This is a genomic window from Gaiella sp., assembly GCF_035710885.1.
In the GTDB taxonomy this organism is placed as follows: Bacteria; Actinomycetota; Thermoleophilia; order Gaiellales; family Gaiellaceae; genus Gaiella.
Map to the genome: position 1 here is coordinate 72,487 of NZ_DASTCS010000002.1, position 21,518 is coordinate 94,004.

A 21,518-nucleotide genomic window follows, 5' to 3' on the forward strand; every position below is an offset into this window, starting at 1 on the left:
GCGTCGCGACCGCGACCGCGGGCGCCTTCCGGGATGTCCCCCCGCCGAAGGCGGGGGATCGAGCGGCGGGCTAGCTCTTCGGGATGCGCGCCTCGAGGGCCGCTGCGAGCGCCTCCCGGACCGGCTGCAGCTCGATCCGGTCGAGCACGTCCTGGAAGAAGCCGCGGACGATCAGCCGCTCCGCGTCCGAGCGCGGGAGGCCGCGCGTCATGAGGTAGAAGAGCTGCTCGCGGTCGACCTGCGACAGCGTCGCGCCGTGCGTGCAGCGGACGTCGTTGGCGAGGATCTCGAGGCCCGGGATCGAGTTGGCGGTCGCGGTCTTCGAGAGCAGGAGGTTGCGGTTCTCCTGGTAGGCGTTCGTCTTCTGCGCGCCCTCCTCGACGCGGATCATCCCGCGCCACACGGTGGCGGCCGCGTCGCGCAAGGCGCCCTTGAACGCGAAGTCCGAGGTCGTATCGGGCGCCTGGTGGAGCTGGTACGTGTCGTAGTCGAGGTGCTGCGAGCCGTCGGCGAAGTACGCGCCGGTGACCCGAGAGGTCGCACCGCGGTCTGCGAGGTCGTTCTGGATCCAGACCTTGCCCCGGCCGGAGCCGAAGCCTCCCTCGACCCAGTCGAGCTCGGCGTCGCGCTCCACGCGCGCATGGCAGGAGGCGAACAGCCACGCCTTCGGGGAGAGCCGCTGGACGTTCACCACCTCGACCTTCGCGCCGTCCCGGACGACGACCTCGACGACACCGTTCACGTAGGCGTCCATGTCGTCCGACGCCGAGGTCAGCTCCTGGACGAAGGTGAAGCGGGACCCCGGCTCGGCGACCACCAGGACGCGCCAGAACAGCGAGCCACCGGGCACGCCGCTCGCGACCCGCAGGTAGAGGGGCTTCTCGAGCTCCACCCCTGCGGGGACGTGGACGAGCAGCCCGTGCTCCCAGACGGCCGCGTTGTGGGCGCGGAGCTTGTCGTCGGCCTGGACGAGCGAGCCGACGAGCGGGTCGTCGTCGGAGAGAGGCTCGAAGCGGATCCCCTCGGGGGCGCCGTCGAGCCGGAGGCCGGACTCGTCGATCGTCGCTGCTGCGGCGATGTCGAGGTCGAGCATCGACGGAACGGCCGCGGCCGCCGTTGCCGCCGCGTCCCAGGCGTCGGGGTCGAAGCCGGCGAGGTCGGTGAAGCGCCAGTGCTCGTCGCGCGTCGTCGGCAGCGGCAGCGCCTGGTAGCGCTCGAGGAGGTCGGCTCTCACGAGCCCGGGCGCTCCTGCTCGCGCGGCTTGTAGCGGTGGTGGAGCATCAGGGCGTTGCCGTCGGGGTCCGCGAAGAACGCCATGTGACAGACGCCGGTGTCGAACGTCTCGCCCTGGAACTCGATCCCCTTCGCCTCGAGGTCGGCCCTCGCGGCCTCCACATCGTCGACGTGCAGCGCGAGGTGCGCAGTCGTCTGTGGCGCGAACTCCAGCCCGAAGCTGGTCGGCTCGTAGATCCCGAAGCACTGCTGGCCGATCCAGAACTCCGCGTCCCCGGTCTCGTCGGGCCGCAGCCCGAGGGTGTCCACGTAGAACGCCCGCGACCGCTTCCAGTCGGTCGACGGCACGGAGACGAAATCGACCTTGCTGATGAGCGACATAGAGGCCTCCGGGGTTCGGGGGCCCGGCCGGCTAGCCGACCGAGCCTTCCATCTGCAGCTGGATCAGCCGGTTCATCTCGACTGCATACTCGAGCGGCAGCTCCTTCGTGATCGGCTCCACGAAGCCCGCGACGATCATCGCGCTGGCCTCGGCCTCGGAGAGGCCGCGGCTCATCAGGTAGAAGAGCTGCTCCTCGCCGATCTTGGAGACGGTCGCCTCGTGGCCGAGGTCGACGTCGTTCTCCCTGACGTCGATGTACGGGTACGTGTCCGAGCGGGAGTCCTCGTCGAGGATCAGCGCGTCGCAGACGACCTTCGACTTCGAGCCGCTGGCGCCCTTGGCGACCTCGAGCAGGCCGCGGTAGCCGCCACGGCCGCCGTCCTTCGAGATCGACTTGGAGGTGATCACGGAGGTCGTGTTCTTCGCGACGTGGACGACCTTGCCGCCCGCGTCCTGATGCTGGCCCTTGCCGGCGAAGGCGATCGAGAGCACCTCGCCGTGCGCGCGCTCCCCCATCAGCCAGATCGCCGGGTACTTCATCGTCAGCTTCGAGCCGAGGTTCCCGTCGACCCATTCCATGGTCGCGTCCTCGTAGGCGACCGCACGCTTGGTGACGAGGTTGTAGACGTTGTTCGACCAGTTCTGGATCGTCGTGTAGCGGCACCGGCCGCGCGGCTTGACCACGATCTCGACGACCGCGGAGTGCAGCGAGTCGGACGAGTAGATCGGTGCGGTGCAGCCCTCGACGTAGTGCACGTATGCGTCCTCGTCGACGATGATCAGCGTCCGCTCGAACTGACCCATGTTCTCTGCGTTGATCCGGAAGTACGCCTGCAGCGGCATCTCGATCGAGACCCCCGGCGGGACGTAGATGAACGACCCGCCCGACCAGACGGCCGAGTTGAGCGCGGCGAACTTGTTGTCGTTCTGCGGGATGATCGTGCCCATGTACTGCTTGACGATGTCCTCGTGCTCGCGCAGCGCCGAGTCCATGTCGAGGAAGATCACGCCCTTGGCCTCCAGGTCCGCCTGGAGCTTGTGGTAGACGACCTCCGACTCGTACTGGGCCCCGACCCCGGCGAGGTACTTCTTCTCGGCCTGGGGGATCCCGAGCTTGTCCCACGTGTCGAGGATCTCGGCCGGAAGGTCCTCCCACTTGTCGACCTGCTTCTCGGTCGGGCGGATGTAGTAGTAGATGTTCTCGAAGTCGATCTCGGCGAGATTGCCGCCCCACGTCGGGAGCGGACGGGCGTAGAAGTAGTCGAGCGACTTGTGACGGAACGCCCGCATCCACTCCGGCTCGTCCTTGTGCTGCGAGATCGCCTCGACGACCTCGTGCGAGAGACCGCGACCCGACTTGAAGAAGTAGTCCTCGGCCTCGTCGGGGTTCGCGAAGCCGTACTGGTACTCGGTTCGAATTCCCTTGACGAGCTCGTTCTCGGCGGTGCTCATGCGGCCTCGCCTCCTCCGACGACTGCAGGAATGAATGCTTCGTAACCTTCTGCCTCGAGCCGGTGCGCGAGCTCCGCGCCGCCCGAGGCGACGATCCGGCCGTCCACGAACACGTGGACGTGGTCCGGCGTCACGTAGTTCAGGATCCGCTGGTAGTGCGTGATCACGAGCGCGCCCATGTCGGGCCCGACAAGCGTGTTGACGCCCTCGGCCACGATGCGGAGCGCGTCGATGTCGAGACCCGAGTCGGTCTCGTCCAGGATCGCGATACGCGGCTTCAGCATCGCCATCTGGAGGATCTCGACCCGCTTCTTCTCGCCGCCCGAGAAGCCGTCGTTCAGGTACCGCTGCGCGAGCTCGCGCGGCACCTTGAGCCGCTCCATCGCGGCGAGCAGATCGGTGCGGAACTCCTTGACTGCGACGGGATGGTCCTCGCCGCCGTTCGCCGCCTTCCGCTTCGCGTTGATCGCGCTGCGGAGGAAGCTCGTCACGGTCACGCCGGGGATCGCGTGCGGGTACTGGAAAGCGAGGAAGAGCCCGCGCTGCGCGCGCTCGTCCGCCCCCATCTCGAGGATCGACTCCCCGTCGAACCGGATGTCGCCCTCCGTGATCTCGTAGGCCGGATGGCCCATGAGCGCGTACGCGAAGGTCGACTTCCCTGAGCCGTTCGGCCCCATGATCGCGTGCTTCGCGTTCGTGTCCACGGCGAGGTCGACACCCTTGACGATCTCGGTGCCGTCCTCCAGCGCGACGTGCAGGTTCGTGATCTCGAGTAGTGCCACTGGTGTTGTCCTTGGGTTGCGGTTCGCGGCGCAGAGCAATGCGCCTACTCGCATGGTACCGAGGCCCCCACGCGCAGGGTCCGCGCCGATCGCCGGGATCCGCGAACCGAGCCGCCCGCCCCTACACGCCTCCACGAACAGCTACCCTCTGTCGCATGCCCTTCGGAATCGGCATCTGGGAGCTCCTGATCCTCCTGCTCGTGCTGCTGCTCGTGTTCGGCCCCAAGCGGCTGCCCGAGATGGGCCGCCAGCTCGGCAAGGGAATGCGCGAGTTCAAGGACTCCGTGTCCGGCAGCAGGGACGACGAGCACCTCGACGACGTCGACGACATCGCGGAGCTGCCGCCCCCCGAGCCGTCTGCGACCGCGACGACGTCGCGCGAGCGCGACACCGTCTCCTAGCCTCCCCGACGCGCTATGGCCCGCCGGATCGTGCCGCGGCGCCTGAGCCACGAGGAGGAAGCGACCCTCGTCGAGCACCTCACCGAGCTGCGACACCGGCTCATCGTCTGCATGCTCGCGATCGTCCCCGCGTTCGCTCTCGCGTACGCCTTCCACGAGCGGCTGATCGGTCGCCTGATGGACCTGCTGCCCGCGGGGACGCCGGTGGTCACCCTCGGTGTCACCGAGCCGTTCACCACCTCGCTCAAGGTGAGCTTCTACGCCTCGCTCGCGATCGTGCTGCCGATCCTCCTCTGGCAGGTGTGGGCGTTCCTCGCCCCGGCGGTGGCCGAGGACACGCAGCGCGTGATCAGCGTGTTCGTCGTCCTCTCGACCGCCCTGTTCGTCGCGGGGGTCGTGTTCTGCTACGCGATCGTCCTCCCCAAGGCGCTCGACTTCCTGGTCGAGTACGACTCCGAGCTCTATACCGAGCAGATCCGGGCGAGCTACTTCCTCTCGTTCGTCACGCTGACGCTCTTCGCCTTCGGGATCGCCTTCCAGATGCCGATCTTCATCCTCGGGCTCGTCCGCCTCGGCGTCCTCACGTCCGACCGCCTCCGCCGGAACCGCCGCATCGGTTACGTCCTGATGCTGACGTTCGCGATCCTCCTGCCGACGGTCGATCCCGTCTCGCTCGTGCTCGAGGTCGCGCCGCTGCTGATCCTGTTCGAGGCCTCGATCTGGCTCTCGGTGCTGATGGAGCGCCGCTGGGAGCGCGCCGCCGCGGAAGCCCTGTGAGGCTGCTCTCCGCCGACTGGCTCCTGCGTGGAGGAACCCATGGTTCCCCCACGAGCCCCCTCCTTGGGCCCACATGAGGGTCGTCTCCGCCGACTGGGTCGTCCCCGTCGAGGGCGACCCGATCGCCGACGGCGCGGTCGCCGTCTCGGACGACGGGAGGATCCAGGCGGTCGGCCCGGCGGCCGAGCTCGGCGAAGGCGAGCGCTTCGTCGGCTGCGTGATCGTGCCGGGCTTCGTGAACTGCCATTCCCACCTGGAGTACGCCGTGTACGCCGGCTTCGGCGACGGCCTCCCCTTCTCGTCCTGGATCGGCCTCCACGTGGCCCGCAAGCAGCTGCTCGACCTCGACGACATGCGCGCGATCGCGACGGAGGGCGCCCACGAGTGCCTGCGCTCGGGGATCACGACGGTGGGCGACTGCAGCTTCTCCGGCGCGTCCGCGGAGGCCGCCGCCGAGACCGGCCTGCGGGCTCTCGTCTACCTCGAGGTGTTCGGCCGCGACGAGACGGCGCTGGAGCGCTTCGCGGCGCTCCGCGATCGCGTCGAGCCGGTCCTCTCCGACCGTGTCCGTCTCGGCGTGTCGCCGCACGCGCCGTACACGTGCACCCTCGAGGTGTACGAGGCGTGCGCACGGCTCGGGCTTCCCCTGGCGACGCACCTCGCCGAGAGCGTGGCCGAGCGGGAGTTCCTCGCGGACGGCTCGGGGGACTGGTCGTCGTTCGCGGAGATGCTCGTGCCGCCGCCGGGCACGACCGGGATCCGCCTGCTCGGCGAGGCCGGCCTGCTCGGTCCTCGGCTGATGGCCGCGCACTGCGTCCACGTCGACGACGAGGAGATCGCGCTGCTCGCCTCCTCCGGGGTCGGTGTCGCGCACTGCCCACGCTCGAACGGGATCCTCGGCTGCGGGATCGCGCCCGTCGGACGGCTCCTCGAGGCGGGGATCCCCGTGGGGATCGCGTCCGACAGCCCCGCCTCGACGCCGTCGTTCGACCTCTTCGAGGAGCTGCGGACGGCGATCGTCGCCGCCAGGGCGCGCGAGCAGCGCCCCGACGCCCTCACCGCGCACCGCGCGCTCGAGCTCGCCACGCTCGGCGGCGCCCGCGTGCTCGGCCTCGAGGCCGAGGTGGGCTCGCTCGTCGCGGGCAAGTGGGCCGACCTCGCCGTGATCTCGGTGGACGAGAGCCCCCTCTGGCCCGTCGAGGATCCCGTCGTCACAGCGGTGCTGGGAGGCTCGCCCGGCCGGGTTGCCGCTACTCTCGTAGGCGGCGAGACCCGCTACGAACGAGAGACGAGCGCATGGCCCGATTCGAGAAGAGCCGCCCGAAGAGCGCGAAGCCGCATGCTGCGGTAGCGCCTGCGCGCCCGCGCGGCTCGTCCGCACCGACGATCGAGGACACCATGTTCTTCCCGCGGCTGCGGCGGCACGCCAAGTGGATGTTCGTGCTGCTCGCGCTCGTGTTCGGGCTCGGGTTCGTCCTCTTCGGTGTCGGCGCCGGCGGCGTGGGCGTCGGCGACGTCTTCCGCGGCTCGGGCGGCGCCGGGGTGCAGTCCGTCTCCGACGCTCGCGGCGAGACCGAGGACCGGCCCAACGACGCCGAGGCCTGGCGCAACCTCGCGACCGCGTACGAGACCGAGGGGGAGACCGCCGAGGCGATCACCGCCCTCAACAAGGCGATCGAGCTCGACCCGAAGGACCCGAGCGCGCTTCGCGAGCTGGCAGGGCTTCACCTGACGCGCGCCACCGAGCGCCAGCGCGACGCCCAGCTCGCGCAGGTGCGGGCCGCCTTCCTCGCCCCGGCCCAGGGGTTCCCGTCGCTCCTCGCCCCGTCGGGGCCGTCGGTGCTCTCCGACCCCGTCACGACGGCCGTCAACGCATCGGTGAGCGGGCGCGTGTCCGAAGCGCTCGGGGAGGCGCAGACCGAGGCGACGCTCGCGGTCGACGCGTACCAGCGGCTCGTGGCCCTGCAGCCCCAGGACCCGAACGTCCAGCTCGAGCTCGCGCAGGCCGCACAGCAGGTCGGCGACGCGACGACCGCGATCGCCGCGTACGAGCGGTTCCTGGAGCTGGCGCCGGACGACCCGAGCGCGAGTGTCGTGAGGGAACAGCTCAAGCAGCTGCGGCAGACCGCCGCGGCAGCGGGTGGTTAGACTCGCTCCCGCGTGGAGCGAGGCAGCCTCACTGCACCGAGTCGGCGCCGGCGGCACGCAGTCGCCCTGATCGCGCTCGCCCTCCTCGCAGGGCTCGCCCTTGCGGCGTGCGGAGACACGGTCGGGTACTCGGAGGGCACGGGCGACCGGATCCGCGGCAAGGAGCTCTTCACGTCCGGCTGCGGCAGCTGCCACACGCTCCGCGACGCGGGGACGACCGGCAGGATCGGCCCCGACCTCGACTTCGCCTTCGTCCAGTCGCGGATCGACGGGCTGGGGGAGGACACGATCCAGCAGGTCGTCCGTGGGCAGATCGCCTACCCCGTCACCGACCCGTCGACCGACGCTCCGGGCATGCCGGCGAACATCTTCGAGGGCCAGGACGCCGAGGACGTCGCGACGTATGTCGCGTCGGTCGCGGGCCTCGACGCGAACGGCCGACCGATCGACCCGGCGAGCCCGCCGGAGTCCACGCCGCCGTCGGGAGGTGACACCGACGGCGAGTCGATCTTCGCCTCTGCCGGCTGCGGCGGCTGCCACACGCTCGCGGCCGCGGCCTCGAACGGCACGGTCGGGCCGAACCTCGACGACGCGCGGCCGTCGAAGGAGCTCGCGCTCGACCGGATCACCAACGGCCGCGGCGGGATGCCGTCGTTCAAGGGTCAGCTGAGCGAGGAGCAGATCGACGCGGTTGCGACCTTCGTGACCGAGAACGCCGGCGGCTGACGGAAGCTCCTACGCGGGCTCCGCCACCGAGCCCGCGAGATCCACCACGACGTGCGTGACCGGCACGTCGAACCGAAGGCGGGCCTGCTCGACGACGCCCTGCTCGAGCCAGTGCGAGCGCCCGGGCGGATGGGTCGAGACGACGATCTCGTCGGCCGGGAACTCACGGAGCGTGTCCTCGAGGGCCTGGAGTGGGTCGCCGTCGCCGATCTCGCCCCTCGCGCTGACCCCGGCCTCGCGCAGCCGCGCCAGGCTCTCGTCCAGGCGCTCCTGCGCCGCCGCGCGCGCGCCGTCCTCGTCCGACGTCCACGTGCGCACACGGGAGTTGAGCGCAGGGCAGACGATCAGCATCTCCTCGCGCACGCCCTCCGCCTTGCGCCCGAGGAGCTCGAGCAGCTCGCCGCCGCCGACCGTCTCGTTCGCGACCACGAGGATGCGTCGCGTGGGCCCGCCGTCGCGGACGACGTGCGCCTGCGGCGGACGCTGGCGCATCCCGCCCCTGATCGCCCAGAGCGCCACCCCCAGGAGCGCGAGGAACACCGCCAGGCCGAGCCACTCGTCGATCCACGCCGCCAGCACGACGAGCACTGCCCCGCCCAGCGTGACGAGGACGACCTGGAACGCGGACGACTCGTCTCGGAGCGGGTTCTTCATGCGCCTCCGGCTCCGGGGGAGCCGCTGGATGATCGCCCCATACGTGTCATAACGCACCTGTCTATCTAGCGGATTCGAGCCTTCGGCGCGAATCCTGGCGACGCGCTACAGCAAGTAGACCGCCGCCCACACGATGATCCACATCACGTCGACGAAGTGCCAGTAGATCCCGGGGATCTCGACGCCGTGGTAGTGGTCGGGGGAGAAGTGCCCGCGGAAGGCGCGCACGGCCGCGATGGTCAGCAGCGACAGCCCGACGAAGACATGCGCGCCGTGAAGCCCCGTCAGGCCGAAGAAGACCGAGGCGAAAGCGCCGTCGCCCGTGTTGAAGCCGACGTGGGCGTACTCGATCGCCTGCGTGAGCAGGAAGGCCGACCCGAGCAGGATCGTGATCACGAGGCCCGCCTTGAGGCCGTTCCGGTCGCCGCGCTTGATCGACTGCGTCGCCCAGTGGATGGTGAAGCTGGACGTGACCAGGATCGCCGTGTTCACCGACGCCACGAAGACCGGGAACTCGAACGGCGGCGGAGGCCACGTCGCGGGCGCGTCCGGGTTGACGACGCGGACGAAGAAGTAGGCCGTGAAGAACGCCCCGAAGAGCATCGCCTCCGACGCGATGAAGAGCAGCATCCCGAGCGTCGCGGAGTCGATCCGCGCGCTCTTGTTCGCAAGCGGCGGACCGTGGTGCGCGTGCCCGCCGTGGTCCGCTGCCGTCTCGGCGTGGGCGCTCACGTCCCCGCCCCCGCAGGTGCCGGGACGTCGGCGACGACGTGCTCGACGGGGACGCCCGCGTCCTTGCGAAGCCGCTCGACGACGTCGCGCCTGAGCCACCCGGAGCGCTCGCCCGGGAAGGTGGAGATGATCACCTCGTCGACCCGCTCGTCGTCGATCACCTGCATCGTGGCGGTGTACGGGTCGGGGTGGGCGATCTGCCCGTGTGCCTCGATGCCCTCGTCGCGCAGCACCGTGAGCGCGGCGCGCAGGCGCCGCTCGGCCTCGGGGTGCCCACCCTGGTCGGGATCGCTCTGGGGGCAGACGATCAGGAAGCCGGCGGGCCCTTCCGCCGCCCGCTGCCGGATCCGGGCGAGCAGCCGGTCGCCGAGAACGGTCTCGTTGGCGACGACGAGCACGTTCGCCTGGCCGGTGCGGGCGGCGACGTCCGAGACGACGTGCTGGAACGGCCGGTCGCCGGCCAGCCGGCGGAGCTCGGCGAGGACGTTCTTCTTCCGCAGCCAGCCGGAGGTCTGCTGGGGATGGGTCGAGACGATCAGCTCGTCGACGTCCTCGAGCGCGAGCACGTCCTGGACGGCGGCGATCGGGCCGCCCTCGAACACGTCGCCGTGCGCGGGGATCCCCGCAGCGCGGAGCGCCGCCACCATCTTGTCGACCCGCCTGCCCGCGGAGGCGCGCCGCGAGTTGCGGTAGACGACGTACCCCGCGCTGGGCTCGTTGACCGGCGCGATGACGACGGTGCGGATGGGGCCCTGTTCCGCCCGCGTCCGGACGGCGTCGACGAGCTCGTCGCCCGCGAGCGTCTCGTTCGCGACGACGAGGACGTGCTTGGTTGGCTCCGTCTCGCTCACAGTCGAGCCTCCTGCAACGCGCCGCCCTTCAGGACGGCATGCTTCGCCCCCGGCACGCCGAACTCGTACGGGCCGCCGACGACCTGCGGGATCTCGTCGAAGTTGAACACCGGCGGCGGTGACGAGACCTGCCACTCGATCGTCATCGCCCGCCACGGGTTCGACCCGGCGATCGGCCCACGTGCCCAGCTCGTGATCACGTTGTAGGCGAAGATCGCGACCGACGCGCCCAGCGCGAAGGATGCGATCGAGATGACCATGTTGAGCGCGCCGAACGTCCCCGCGTAGTCGGCCACGCGTCGCGGCATCCCGACCAGGCCCACCCAGTGCATCGGGAAGAAGGTCACGTTGAACGCGACGAACGTGATCCAGAAGTGCAGCTTCCCGAGCCGTTCGTTGTACATCCGGCCGGTCATCTTGGGGAACCAGTAGTAGATCCCGGCGAAGATCGTGAACACCGACCCGCCGAACAGCACGTAGTGGATGTGGGCGACGATGAAGTACGTGTCGGAGGCATGGATGTCGATCGGCACCGACGCGAGGTAGATGCCCGACAGCCCACCGATCACGAACATCGAGATGAAGCCGAGCGCGAACAGCATCGGAGTGTTGAGATGGATCTTCCCCTCCCACAACGTTGCCAGCCATGAGAACACCTTGACGCCGGTCGGCACCGCGATCAGGAGGGTCGAGATCATCATCGGCACGCGCAGCCAATCGGCCATGCCGGCAACGAACATGTGGTGTGCCCACACCGAGAAGCCGAGCACGAGGATCCCGAGCAGCGAGATCGCCATCAGCCGGTAGCCGAAGATCGGCTTGCGGCTCATCACGGAGACGATCTCGGAGATGATCCCGAACCCCGGCAGGATCATGATGTAGACCGCCGGGTGCGAGTAGAACCAGAAGATGTGCTGATACCCGAGCACGTAGCCGCCGTTGTCCGGAGTGAAGAAGCTCGTGTGCATCACCCGGTCGAACATCACGAAGAACTGGGAGCCGGCGATGAACGGCGTCGCGATCACGACCAGGAGTGAGGTCGTGAAGTTGGCCCAGACGAGGAGGGGCATGCGCCAGAAGGTCATTCCCGGCGCGCGCATCGTGATGATCGTGACGAGGAAGTTGAGCGCGGTCGCGATCGACGACGCCCCCGCCCACTGGACGCCCATGTTGAAGAACACCTGGCCGAAAGGCTGCTCCGAGGCGAGCGGCGCGTAGCTCGTCCAGCCCGTCGCGAAGGCGCCGCCCGGTGCCAGGAAGCTCGCCAGGAACATCACGCCCGCGATCGGCAGCATCCAGAAGCTGAGCGCGTTCAGGCGCGGGAACGCCATGTCCGGCGCACCGAGCATCAGCGGCACGGCGAAGTTCGCGAGCCCGGCGAAGGCCGGGATGATGAACACGAAGATCATCAGCGTCGCGTGGGCCGACACGAGGCCGTTGAAGGTCTGAGTGTCGAAGAACTGCATCCCGGGCTCCGCGAGCTCCGCACGGAAGAGCATCGCGAGGAAGCCGCCGACGATGAAGAAGAAGAACGTCGTGACGAGGTACTGGACCCCGATCACCTTGTGGTCGGTATTGACCTTGAAGTAGTCGGTCCACTTGTAGGCGCCGTGGTTCGCATGGTCGTCCACCAGCGTGGGGCGTCCCGAGATCCAGTAGAGCCAGTAGTCGAAGGCGCCGATCCCGAGGAGGAAGCCGAGCGGGGCCGCGACCATCCCGGCGATCAGGACGATGTACTCCCAGTCGTAGACCGGATCCCAGCCGGCGAGCCAGCGCAGCGTGACGACGATGTACATCCCGATCAGGAAGAACGCCGCCGTGCACCAGGCCGCGCGGACGTACCCGGGCCGCATCAGGAGGCCGCGACGGTGGGGCGGCCCGGCATGGCCGTGAGGCGTTTCGTGCTGGGCGTGCTCGTCGACCGTCGTCGTCACTCCGTGCCCTCCTCTCCGCTCAGGAACGCGACGAGCGCGTCGAGCTCCTCGGGTGACAGGCTCTCTGCGAAGTCCTTCGGCATCACGCCGGGCTGGTAGTCGGGCGTGATCACCGCATCGGGATCCACGATCGACTGACGCACGAACTGGGGCAGCGCCACGCCGGCCTCCTCGGCGGCGGCGGCGAGGTCGTCCAGCTGTGGCCCGATCTGAGCATCGCTCCCGGCGGGCTCGAAGGCGTGGCACCCGCCGCAGCCTGCGCTCGCGAACGTCTCGCGGCCGAGCGCCGTGGTCGTGCCGCCGCCCGAGCCTCCACCACCGCTCCCCGCGCCCGCGCCCCCTCCTTCGCCTTCGGCGCCCCGCTGCTCGAGCCACTGGGCGAACGCCGCCTGCTCGAGCACGCGGACGGGTGCACGCATCGTGGAGTGGCCGAGCCCGCACAGCTCGGTGCAGATCAGCGTGAAGCGTCCCGTCCGCGTCGGCGTGATCACGATCTCCTGCGTCACCCCGGGCACCACGTCCTGCTTCTGCCCCATCTCGGGGATCCACAGGGAGTGGATCACGTCGGCCGACTCGAGCTCGAACTCCACCCCGCGGTCGACGGGCAGCACGAGCTCGTCCGAGCGCACGTCCCCCGGGTAGACGAAGCGCCAGGCGAACTGCTGCGCGAAGACCCTCACTCGCAGCGGGTCGCTCCCCGCATCCGCGTTCTTGGAGAGGACGACCGCGCTGACGACCCCGATCGCGATCACGAGCAGCGCCGGAACGACGGTCCAGGCGACCTCGAGCCCGGTATGCCCGTGGATCGGCGGGCCGTCGGTGTCGTCGTCCGGCTTGACCCGGAACGCCCACACCGCTTCGACGATCACGGCGGCGACGAGCGAGAAGATCCCGATGCAGATGATCGTCGCGAACCAGTAGACGAACGTGATCCGGTCCATCTCCTCGGAGGCGGACTCGGGCAGCCAGTCGATGAGCACGGCGACGAGCGTCGCGATCAGCGCCGCCAGCGCGGCGATCACGACCATCTTGACCATGGCGCCCCGGCGGATCACCGTCCGCGACGATACATCAGCACGCGTGGGGCAACCCATGGTTCCCCCACGGACGCGTGCCCCACACAACACGCCCCACCCCCGGCGCTATCCTTCCCCGTCCTCGGGCCGTTAGCTCAGCTGGTAGAGCAGGGGACGAGCGCGGAGGAACCCATGGTTCCCCCGCGAGCCCCCTCCTTCGCCGTCGCGCACACACCGCCGCACCGGGCCTCCCGGGCGGCAAAGCCGCCCTCCGGCCGCAGACGCGTGCCCCACACAACACGCCCCACCCCCGGCGCTATCCTTCCCCGTCCTCGGGCCGTTAGCTCAGCTGGTAGAGCAGGGGACTCTTAATCCCAAGGTCGAAGGTTCGAATCCTTCACGGCCCATGATCATGCATGCGTGTCCGCGGGCTTCCCCGCGCCCGCGGGGAGGGGAGGGGCACGTGCTGCGCGTCGACGGGCACGACCTGATGTGCAACCGTGGCAGCAACGGCGGGCTGCTCGACGTCCTGTGCGTCGAGGGGGCGGGCGTACGACTCTCGGACGTGTTCGGCGACGGGCAGCCAGGACGGCTGCGTAGACGCGAAGCGCCGCTTGCGGCACCATCAGGATTCGTATCCGACGAAGGAGGGCGTCCATGCCGCCCATCGTTGTGAGCGCCGAGATCAGCCGCAGTCCCCACGACGTGTTCGAATATGTGACTGATCCGACGAAGTTGTCGGAGTGGCAGGAGAGCGTCGTTCGCTCGGAATCGTCCAAGACGCCGGTTGACGTCGGAACCACCGCTCGTGTGACACGGCGTGTCGGCGGGCGCGAGATGACTCAGAGCGCCGAGGTTGCCGGCTTGAACCCGCCGACGAGTTGGACAGTCCGAGGGCTCGACGGCCCGGTGAGAGGCGACGTCAAGGGCACGATCGACCCTCTCGACAATGGCACGGCTTCTCGCGTCACGATCGAGCTTGACCTGCACGGCCACGGATTGGGCAAGCTGCTGCTCCCGCTGTTTGTCGGGAGGAAGGTTCAGGACGAGATGCCCCGCAACATGCAACACCTCAAGGAGCGGCTGGAGCGCGGTTCGTAGGCGTCTCGGTCGATCACGGTTCAACACTCCGCAATCCCCGACGCTGCATGTACCGAGAACGTGGGCGCACGCGTCGAGCTCCCGGATCCCGACGATGGGTGCCCGCCGGACCCTCGCGGCCCTCACGTGGCGCGCACCCCCGGCGGTCAGCCCCCACGGGTTCCTTTGATCGCATAGAGACCGTCCGGGAGACGCTCGCTCCCGAACGACGAGTCGATCGTCGCCTCGACGCCATGCTCCGCCAGGAGCTCGGGAACTCGTGAGGTGTCGATCAGCACGTTGTCGTGCCGTTCGTCGTCACGACACCACGAGCCGTCGGCGTTTGGCAGGAGCGTCGCGATCTGCCGCACGAAGCGATCGGGACGGGGCACGGAGAACTTCGTGACGATCGCCCGGTCCTCGCCCATCCTCCCCGCGCCGGGAGCGTCCCGCCGCAGCTCGCCCCACTCCAGATCGCAGAGATCGATCGCGAGCACGCCGCCCGGGCGCAACGCGCTCGCAATGGCTACCAGGGTGCGATCCAAGGATTCTGCGTCGGCAAGGTAGTTGAGGGCATGGCCGAGGCCGACGATCGCGTCGGCGTCCGGGATCCCGTCGTTGTGCAACGCGACCCGCAGGACCGAGCGTGCGTCGGGCGCGGTCCACCGGGCGAGGGCAAGCATCCCCGGAGAGGCATCGGTCGCGATCACCTCGTGCCCGGCAGCGACGAGATGGCGCCTGAGCGGCCCGCTCCCGCAACCGAGCTCGACGACGCCGGAGCGCAACTCGACCTCTCGAGCAGGAGACGATCGCCTGATGGCCGAAGATCCGTACTACCGGCGCGAGCTCGCCCTCGTGACCATTTCGGTTTTGGGGTTCCACGCCGACGCGTGCGCGCCCGGCCTCCTGGCGTTGCTCGAGCCGGTGCGCGCGCGAGGCGGTGGTCGATGTACCAGAGCACCGAGTGCCCGTCCGGGGGATCTCGCTGCGCCTCGTACCCGGGATCTCACTCAATCCCACCCGGCCGCTGGTGTTGGAGAACATGCGATTCGACCATTAGGTTGCGCGTGCAATGACCGAGCTCCCGAGCGGAACCGTCACATTCCTCTTCACCGACATCGAGGGCTCGACGCGGCTGCTCAAGCAGCTTCGCGACGCCTACGGTGAGCTTCTCGACGATCACCGGCGACTGCTCCGGGCGGCCTTCGAGGACGCGGGCGGCCACGAGATCGACACAACGGGCGATGCCTTTTTCGTCGCCTTCTCGCGTGTGAAGGACGCACTGTCCGCAGCCGTCGAGGGGCAGCGCGCCCTTGCCGCTCACGCGTGGCCGCAGGACGTCGAGGTCAGGGTTCGGATGGGCATCCACACGGGCGAGCCGACCGTGGGGTCAGAGCGTTACGTCGGTCTCGGCCTGCATCGCGGCGCCCGGATCTGCGGCGCTGCCCACGGCGGCCAGATCCTGCTCTCGGATGCGAGCCGGGCAGTGGCCGAGGACGACCTACCCGATGGGATCGACCTCCGCGACCTCGGCCTGCACGATCTGAAGGACTTCGACCGGCCGGAGCGTCTGTTCCAGCTAGTGGCTCATGGTCTCGCGACCGACTTTCCCCCGCCACGAACGGGCCAGGTGAGCACCGCCTTCGAAGGGCGCGAGGACGAACTCGCGGAGGCAGCGCAGGCAGCGGTCGCCCGCCCGCGCCTCCAACGCCGCGTCCCGCTTCTCGCCGCCCTCGCCGGTGTCCTCGCGGCCGCCGCGGGGATCCTGGTCCTGGTGCTGGGCCAGTCGAACGGAGGCGGCGACGTGGCCGTGCGGCCCAACTCGGTCGCCGTGATAGATCCTGCCACGAACGACGTCGTCGAGGCGGTCGAGGTCGGCACGAGCCCGTCGAACGTCGTCATCGGAGAAGGCTCCGTGTGGGTCCTGAACGGCGAGGATCGAACCCTGTCGCGCATCGACCCACGTGCGATGGACGCGCGAACGATCGGCACCGGCACGACTCCGACCGGTCTCGCCGTCGGGGCGGGCTTCGTCTGGCTCGTCTCGGGCTGTCCCGACATCACGGTCTTCCGGCTCGACCCCGGATCGAATCACGTCGAGCTACTGACGAAGCTGCCGCCGGATTGCGTTGCCGACGCACCGTCGCCGAGCTCGATCGCCTACGGCGCGGATTCTCTGTGGATCACCAACATCGACGCGGACGTCGTCTGGCGGATCGACGCGGTGACGGCGAAGCTCGAGGCGACCATACCGCTGCCGCCCGGGCTCAGCGGAGCTTCCGCCGGGGAGGGCATCGCGGTCGGAGAAGGCGCTGTCTGGGTGAACCGGAAGGATGCGGTCGTGCGCGTCGATCCCGCGACGAACTCGGCGGCCACCATCGGGGTTCCGCACGAGTTCGGCTGGATCGCGACGGGCGAGGGAGCCGTCTGGACCACCGACAACTTCCAGGGAATCCTCTGGCGCGTCGACCCCTCACGGGGATCCGCCGTGCGGTCGATCCAAGTCGGGTCGGGCGCTCTCGGTGTCGGAGTCGGCGCCGGCTCGGTTTGGGTGGCCAACAGCACGGCAGGCACGGTCTCTCGCGTCGACCCGCTCGAGAACGCGATCGCGAGCACCATCGAGCTCGGAGGCATCCCGCGAGGGGTCGCAGTCGGCGAGGGAGCGGTCTGGGTGACTGTCGGCTGACCGCCGAGGCCCAAGGGCCCAGGGCCACCGAAGCAGCACCTGGCGCACCGGGGAAGCGCGTCCCGGTGATCCCTCAACGAGATGCCGAGCGACGCTGCGCGAGATCAGGGGCGATCGAGCAGCGCTCGGTCGAAGAAGCCGACCACACGTCGTTCGTACTCCGCCGGCCGGGCCTCGATGCCACCCGTGTGCCCGGCACCCGGGACGCGCCAGATCGTCTTCGGCTCTCGCCCGGCGTCGTAGAACACCTGCGAGAGCTCGGCCTCGCCACCCTGGCCCGGCATCGCGTAGATGATGGCGACCGGCCGCGGTGCGATCCGGCCGACGAGATCCTCCAGGCTCGGCGGCGGAAGCGTGTTCGAGAACAACGCGACACCGGGGGTGACGACGGCGTGGACCAGCGCCGACGTGAGCCGCGGCCCCGCGCCGGGTATCGCGAGCGCCTCGCGGATCGAGCGGATCCCCGCACCTTCCGAGACGACTGCTTTCAGCCCATCCGACTCCGCGGCCGCCTCGATCATCATCTCGCCTCCGACGGAGAGGCCGAGGCCGCCGATGCGGTCCGGGTCGATTTCCGGCCTGCTCCGGAGGAACTCAACCGCCGCCCTGATGTCCTTCTCTCCCGCCCAGCCGAAGACGTTCGGATCGCCGTCGCTCTCACCCTCGCCCCGCCGGTCGAAGAGAAGCGCGCCGTAGCCGTGGCGCGCGAGCATCCTCGCCTGCCGCTGTGGGCCCTTTCGCCCCGGGAAGACGATCACGGCGGCACGGTTCTTCGAGGAGACGTACCAGCCTCTCAGCGTCAGCCCGTCATCCGTCGTGAACGAGACATCCTCGTGGGCGGCGCCGAGTTCCGCGCCGGGCACGAACCCGCGCGCAACGTGCGTGAACACGTAGGAGGCGTAGAGCGGAGCGACGACGACGTACACGGCCGCGATGACGCCCACCGCGATCAGGAACCGTCGGAGGTACCGGCGGAGGAGGCTGTCGTCGGTCCTTCTCGACCGCCACAGGGTGACGAGCCCGATCCCGATCAGCACGGCCCCGGCCGGTATCGCCAGCAGGCCTGTGAAGTCGTCCCCGGTCGGACCGCCTTTTGTCGTGTAGTAGACGCCCTCGATCCCGACGACGATCCCGAAGCCGCCGAGGATCAGCGCGACCACTGCCCGAAAGCCGGCGCGGACCCGGGGATACGCCCAGGCCGCAAGCCCGAGCACGGCCAGGGGCACGAGGCCGCTCACGAGGTGATCGCCGGCCGAGGTTCCCGGCTGCGGCTGGAAGAAGCTGTCGTCGGCGACATGGAGGGCGACGAGCCCGATCGACGCGCGGACGAGCATCGTCTCCGACCACAGGCGGGAACCGGCCGTGCCGCTCAGGCGGTCGCCCGCGGCGGACGTCGTCATTGCTCCTGCACGGGCGAGACCGACGGCCAGCCCGGGGCGGCCGCCTCGGGCAGGCCCATCTCCAGCGGGAGGGAGTGGGCGTGGACGACGACGAGCGTCCGGGTGGGGCGCGTGATCGCGACGTACAGCTCGCGCAGGCCGGTCTCGCCCTCGGCGATCAGCGCCGGCTCGACCACGACGACGTGGTCGAACTCGAGGCCCTTGACCCGTCGGGGGGAGAGCAGCGGGATCCCGTCGTCGTAGGCCGAATGGGCCTCGACCTCCGGTAGCAGCGACTCGGGGAGGATCACGGCGAGAAGCCCCTCCTCCTCCGCCAGCGCGAGCGCCGCGCGAAGAGCCGCTACGACGAGCTCGTCGGGCTGGACACGCTCGATCCTGGGCGGTACGGCGCCGCCGCGGAACGCGAGCGGCGGGGAGACGTCGGGCGCGATTCGCCCGAGGAGCGGCAAGGCAAGCTCCATGATCTCCGCGGGGACGCGGTAGGCGTGACGGAGCTCCTCGACATCCGCCTCGCCCGGGAGGTGGGCGAGCACGTCCTCCCAGCTCGGATACGCGACGGGGCCGGTCGCCTGCGCGATGTCGCCGAGGATCGTGAGGGAGTCGCCTCTCGCGCGGCGGGCGACGGCGCGGAGCTGCATCGGTGTGAGGTCCTGCGCCTCGTCGACGATCACGTGCCCGAACACCCGGGGCGCTTCCGCGAGCAGGGCACGCGCCTCGTCGAGCAGCGGCACGTCGTGCTCGCTCCATGCGAAGCCGGTTCGTGACCGGTAGAGCAGCCGCTGCTCGCCCGCGTCGAGGATGCCGTCGGCGGCCTCGCGAAGACGTGCCCGCGAGGTCAGCAGCGAGCGCACGACGCCCTCGGGCGACGCGACCGGCCAGACACGGTCGAGCCAGCGCGTGAGGAACCCCTTCGCCTGGAGTGCCCGCTCGACCTCGCCGAAGTCGCGCCACGCCAGGCCGCCGAGGCGGGCACCGTAGTCCTCGTAGAAGTGGCGCAGCACGTCCATGCGGAAGCGCTCGCGGGCGTGCGCCGTGAGGCCGAGCTCCGCGCGTGCGCGGTCGAGCAGCTCGAGCACCTCTCGCTCCCTCACTCGCACGTACTCGCCCTCCATCCGCGCGAGGAGCTCCTCCGGGTGCGGCGCCGACCGCTCGGCAGCCGCCCGCCCGATCACGTCCGCCATACGCAGGTCGCCCTTCAGGCGCTCGACCGCGGGTGGATCGGCGACGGTGGCGGAGATGCCGTCCACGAGCTCGCTCACGGCCCGTTGCTCGACGCTCTCCTCCCCGAGAGTGGGCAGCACGTGCGAGACGTACTCCATGAACGTCGGGTTCGGCCCCACGACGAGGACCCGCCGCAGGCGCTCACGTTGCGAGAAAAGGAGGTAGGAGGCCCGATGCAGCCCCACCGCGGTCTTGCCTGTGCCCGGTCCGCCCTGCACCACGAGCGGCGGCTCGGGCTCTCGCGTGATGAGCCGATACTGGTCAGACTGGATCGTCGCGACGATGTCCCGCATGCGCGGCTCGCGGCTGCGCTCGAGCTCGTCGAGCAGGAAGTCCCCGCCCGCCACCGACCCCGACCCGTCGAGCGTCTCGTCGCTCAGGTCGAGCAGGCGACGGCCGTCGGTGCGGAACCGGCGGCGCAGCGTGACGTTGTGCGGCTCGGCGGGGGTCGCGACGTAGAACGGACGGGCGGCGGGCGCCTGCCAGTTGACGACGAGCACCTCGCTCTCGTCGTCGTGCACCCAGCGCCGTCCGACGTAGAGCGGCCGCGGTGTCGCCTCCAGGTCGAGGCGTCCGAAGCAGAGGCCCCGCTCGGCGTCCTCGAACGTCCTGAGCCGTCGCACGGCCCACGCCTCCAGCGCGAGCGCCGCGACCTCGCTGTCGGTCGCGTCGGCCGCGCGCTCGACCAGGCCGCGCATGCGGTCGAGACAGTCGTAGGCATGGTCGACGTACGCCTGCTCGGCCGGGAGGTCGGGATGGGTCACGGCACAAGGATGGGCGAGACCAGGCCGCCTCACAAGGTCGATCGGCAGCTCGAGGCGGGCGTCTAGGCTGGTCGCCCAGTGAAGATCCTCACCGTCGTCGGCAACCGCCCCCAGCAGTCGACGTGGGGGAACCCATGGTTCCCCCACGAGCCCCCTCCTTCATGAAGATCCTCACCGTCGTCGGCAACCGCCCGCAGTTCGTGAAGTCCGCGCCGCTCGGCGAGGCCTTCCGCGAGGCCGGCCTCGAGGAGGTCGTCGTCCACACGGGCCAGCACTGGGACGACGAGCTCTCCCGGGTCTTCTTCGAGGAGCTCGGCCTCGCGGAGCCCGCGCACCGGCTGGATCTGCGGACGCCGGATCTCCACGCGATGACTGCGCCGATCCGCGCCGTGATCGATGCGGAGAGTCCGGATCTCGTCCTCGTCCTAGGCGACACGAACTCGACCCTCGCCGGAGCGCGGGCCGCAGCGGCCGAAGGCGTCCCGATCGCGCACGTCGAGGCGGGGCTGCGCAGCGGAGACCTGTCGATGCCGGAGGAGCGTGCCCGGATGGAGGTCGACACGCTGGCGGCGCTCCTGCTCTGCCCGGACGAGCGGTCTGCGGCGACGCTGCGGGACGAGGGCGTGCCCGGCCGGACGGCAGTCGTGGGCGACGTGATGGCCGACGCGACGCTCCGCTTCGCGCCGATCGCGAGGGAGCGCGTGCCCCCACCACATAGTCCGGGAACGTACGTCGTCGCGACGGTTCACCGCGAGGCGAACGTCCGCCCGGAGCGACTGCGGCGCATCGTCCAGGGGCTGTCGCAGCTCGACGAGACGGTCGTCCTCCCCGCGCACCCGCGCACGGCATCCGTCCTCGAGACGGAGCTGATCCCGCTCGGTGAGAACGTCGAGCTGCGCGAGCCGCTCGGCTACCTCGCCTTCGCGTCGGCGGCATCACAGGCCCGCGTGATCGCGACCGACTCGGGCGGCCTCCAGAAGGAGGCGTACTGGTACCGCGTTCCCTGCGTGACGATGCGGCCTTCGACGGAGTGGGTCGACACCGTCGTGGTGGGCGCCAACCTGCTCGTGGACGACGATCCAGACGCCCTCGTGGCCGCGGTCGGGTCGGCGCGCTTCCCGGCGGAGGCACCGCCGCTCTATGGCGACGGACATGCGGCCGGGCGCATCGCGAGCGTGCTCGGGTCCCTCTGACACCGGATCACGACTGCGTGTCGAGAACCTCGCGGACCGCGGGCGCTGCGAGCAGTGTTCTCGCGCGCCCGCACGACGAGCCGCCC

The 21,518-nt window shown here is 69.9% G+C and carries 20 protein-coding genes and 1 tRNA gene; 9 read left to right on the forward strand and 12 right to left on the reverse strand.

Going from position 1 to position 21,518, the window contains the following annotated elements:
* Positions 1–70: 70 nt before the first annotated feature.
* The 4 genes from sufD to sufC are packed head-to-tail and all read right to left on the reverse strand — an operon-like array spanning position 71 to position 3,849.
* Positions 71–1,234: a Fe-S cluster assembly protein SufD gene (gene sufD / locus VFO26_RS00430; protein WP_325112889.1), complete on the reverse strand. Its 1,164-nt coding sequence runs from the start codon at positions 1,232–1,234 to the stop codon at positions 71–73.
* On the reverse strand, positions 1,231–1,614 hold the full coding sequence (locus VFO26_RS00435; RefSeq protein WP_325112890.1) for a VOC family protein: 384 nt from the start codon (positions 1,612–1,614) through the stop codon (positions 1,231–1,233). Before VFO26_RS00435 ends, sufD begins: the two co-directional genes overlap by 4 nt.
* A 31-nt stretch (positions 1,615–1,645) precedes the next feature.
* Entirely contained in the window at positions 1,646–3,067 is a 1,422-nt protein-coding gene (gene sufB / locus VFO26_RS00440; protein ID WP_325112891.1) for a Fe-S cluster assembly protein SufB, read from the reverse strand.
* Positions 3,064–3,849 carry a Fe-S cluster assembly ATPase SufC gene (gene sufC / locus VFO26_RS00445; RefSeq protein ID WP_325112892.1) on the reverse strand — a complete coding sequence of 262 codons (786 nt, stop codon included), beginning with the start codon at positions 3,847–3,849 and terminating at the stop codon, positions 3,064–3,066. The genes sufB and sufC overlap by 4 nt, the downstream gene beginning before the upstream one ends.
* A 155-nt stretch (positions 3,850–4,004) precedes the next feature.
* On the opposite strand from sufC, the gene tatA reads away from it, so the two are divergent.
* From tatA to VFO26_RS00470, 5 genes are all read left to right on the forward strand, one after another.
* Complete coding sequence (tatA, locus tag VFO26_RS00450; RefSeq protein ID WP_325112893.1) at positions 4,005–4,250, forward strand: twin-arginine translocase TatA/TatE family subunit; 246 nt, start codon at positions 4,005–4,007, stop codon at positions 4,248–4,250.
* A 15-nt stretch (positions 4,251–4,265) separates the two neighbouring features.
* Positions 4,266–5,027: a twin-arginine translocase subunit TatC gene (gene tatC / locus VFO26_RS00455; protein ID WP_325112894.1), complete on the forward strand. Its 762-nt coding sequence runs from the start codon at positions 4,266–4,268 to the stop codon at positions 5,025–5,027.
* A gap of 73 nt (positions 5,028–5,100) precedes the next feature.
* Positions 5,101–6,378 (forward strand): amidohydrolase family protein, encoded by a 1,278-nt coding sequence (locus VFO26_RS00460; protein WP_325112895.1) that lies wholly within the window; start codon positions 5,101–5,103, stop codon positions 6,376–6,378.
* A gap of 47 nt (positions 6,379–6,425) precedes the next feature.
* Positions 6,426–7,175 (forward strand): tetratricopeptide repeat protein, encoded by a 750-nt coding sequence (locus tag VFO26_RS00465; protein ID WP_325112896.1) that lies wholly within the window; start codon positions 6,426–6,428, stop codon positions 7,173–7,175.
* 12 nt (positions 7,176–7,187) lie between these two features.
* Positions 7,188–7,901: a c-type cytochrome gene (locus VFO26_RS00470; RefSeq protein ID WP_325112897.1), complete on the forward strand. Its 714-nt coding sequence runs from the start codon at positions 7,188–7,190 to the stop codon at positions 7,899–7,901.
* 9 nt (positions 7,902–7,910) lie between these two features.
* Here the strand turns inward: VFO26_RS00470 and VFO26_RS00475 are convergent, their stop codons facing one another.
* From VFO26_RS00475 to coxB, 5 genes are all read right to left on the reverse strand, one after another.
* On the reverse strand, positions 7,911–8,555 hold the full coding sequence (locus VFO26_RS00475) for a universal stress protein (RefSeq protein ID WP_325112898.1): 645 nt from the start codon (positions 8,553–8,555) through the stop codon (positions 7,911–7,913).
* 105 nt (positions 8,556–8,660) lie between these two features.
* Positions 8,661–9,287 carry a cytochrome c oxidase subunit 3 gene (locus VFO26_RS00480; RefSeq protein WP_325112899.1) on the reverse strand — a complete coding sequence of 209 codons (627 nt, stop codon included), beginning with the start codon at positions 9,285–9,287 and terminating at the stop codon, positions 8,661–8,663.
* Positions 9,284–10,138, reverse strand: a complete 855-nt coding sequence (locus VFO26_RS00485; protein WP_325112900.1) for a hypothetical protein — start codon at positions 10,136–10,138, stop codon at positions 9,284–9,286. Before VFO26_RS00485 ends, VFO26_RS00480 begins: the two co-directional genes overlap by 4 nt.
* Positions 10,135–12,072: a cytochrome c oxidase subunit I gene (ctaD, locus tag VFO26_RS00490; RefSeq protein WP_325112901.1), complete on the reverse strand. Its 1,938-nt coding sequence runs from the start codon at positions 12,070–12,072 to the stop codon at positions 10,135–10,137. The genes VFO26_RS00485 and ctaD overlap by 4 nt, the downstream gene beginning before the upstream one ends.
* Positions 12,069–13,127, reverse strand: coding sequence for a cytochrome c oxidase subunit II (gene coxB / locus VFO26_RS00495; protein WP_325112902.1), 1,059 nt, complete (start codon positions 13,125–13,127; stop codon positions 12,069–12,071). Before coxB ends, ctaD begins: the two co-directional genes overlap by 4 nt.
* Before the next feature lie 295 nt (positions 13,128–13,422).
* Between coxB and VFO26_RS00500 the strand changes: the two genes are divergently transcribed.
* Positions 13,423–13,495 (forward strand) — tRNA-Lys (locus VFO26_RS00500).
* 250 nt (positions 13,496–13,745) lie between these two features.
* Positions 13,746–14,189 (forward strand): SRPBCC family protein, encoded by a 444-nt coding sequence (locus VFO26_RS00505; RefSeq protein ID WP_325112903.1) that lies wholly within the window; start codon positions 13,746–13,748, stop codon positions 14,187–14,189.
* A 146-nt stretch (positions 14,190–14,335) separates the two neighbouring features.
* Here the strand turns inward: VFO26_RS00505 and VFO26_RS00510 are convergent, their stop codons facing one another.
* Complete coding sequence (locus VFO26_RS00510; protein WP_325112904.1) at positions 14,336–14,953, reverse strand: class I SAM-dependent methyltransferase; 618 nt, start codon at positions 14,951–14,953, stop codon at positions 14,336–14,338.
* Positions 14,954–15,240: 287 nt separating this feature from the next.
* Between VFO26_RS00510 and VFO26_RS00515 the strand changes: the two genes are divergently transcribed.
* Complete coding sequence (locus tag VFO26_RS00515; RefSeq protein ID WP_325112905.1) at positions 15,241–16,854, forward strand: adenylate/guanylate cyclase domain-containing protein; 1,614 nt, start codon at positions 15,241–15,243, stop codon at positions 16,852–16,854.
* Positions 16,855–16,958: 104 nt separating this feature from the next.
* On the opposite strand, the gene VFO26_RS00520 is transcribed toward VFO26_RS00515, so the two are convergent.
* Together VFO26_RS00520 and VFO26_RS00525 are read right to left on the reverse strand one after the other, a co-directional pair.
* Positions 16,959–18,254, reverse strand: a complete 1,296-nt coding sequence (locus tag VFO26_RS00520; RefSeq protein WP_325112906.1) for an alpha/beta hydrolase — start codon at positions 18,252–18,254, stop codon at positions 16,959–16,961.
* On the reverse strand, positions 18,251–20,239 hold the full coding sequence (locus tag VFO26_RS00525) for a HelD family protein (protein ID WP_325112907.1): 1,989 nt from the start codon (positions 20,237–20,239) through the stop codon (positions 18,251–18,253). The genes VFO26_RS00520 and VFO26_RS00525 overlap by 4 nt, the downstream gene beginning before the upstream one ends.
* 161 nt (positions 20,240–20,400) lie before the next feature.
* Here VFO26_RS00525 and wecB point away from each other — a divergent pair, with 161 nt between their 5' ends.
* Entirely contained in the window at positions 20,401–21,432 is a 1,032-nt protein-coding gene (gene wecB, locus VFO26_RS00530) for a non-hydrolyzing UDP-N-acetylglucosamine 2-epimerase (protein ID WP_325112908.1), read from the forward strand.
* The last annotated feature ends 86 nt before the right edge of the window (positions 21,433–21,518 follow it).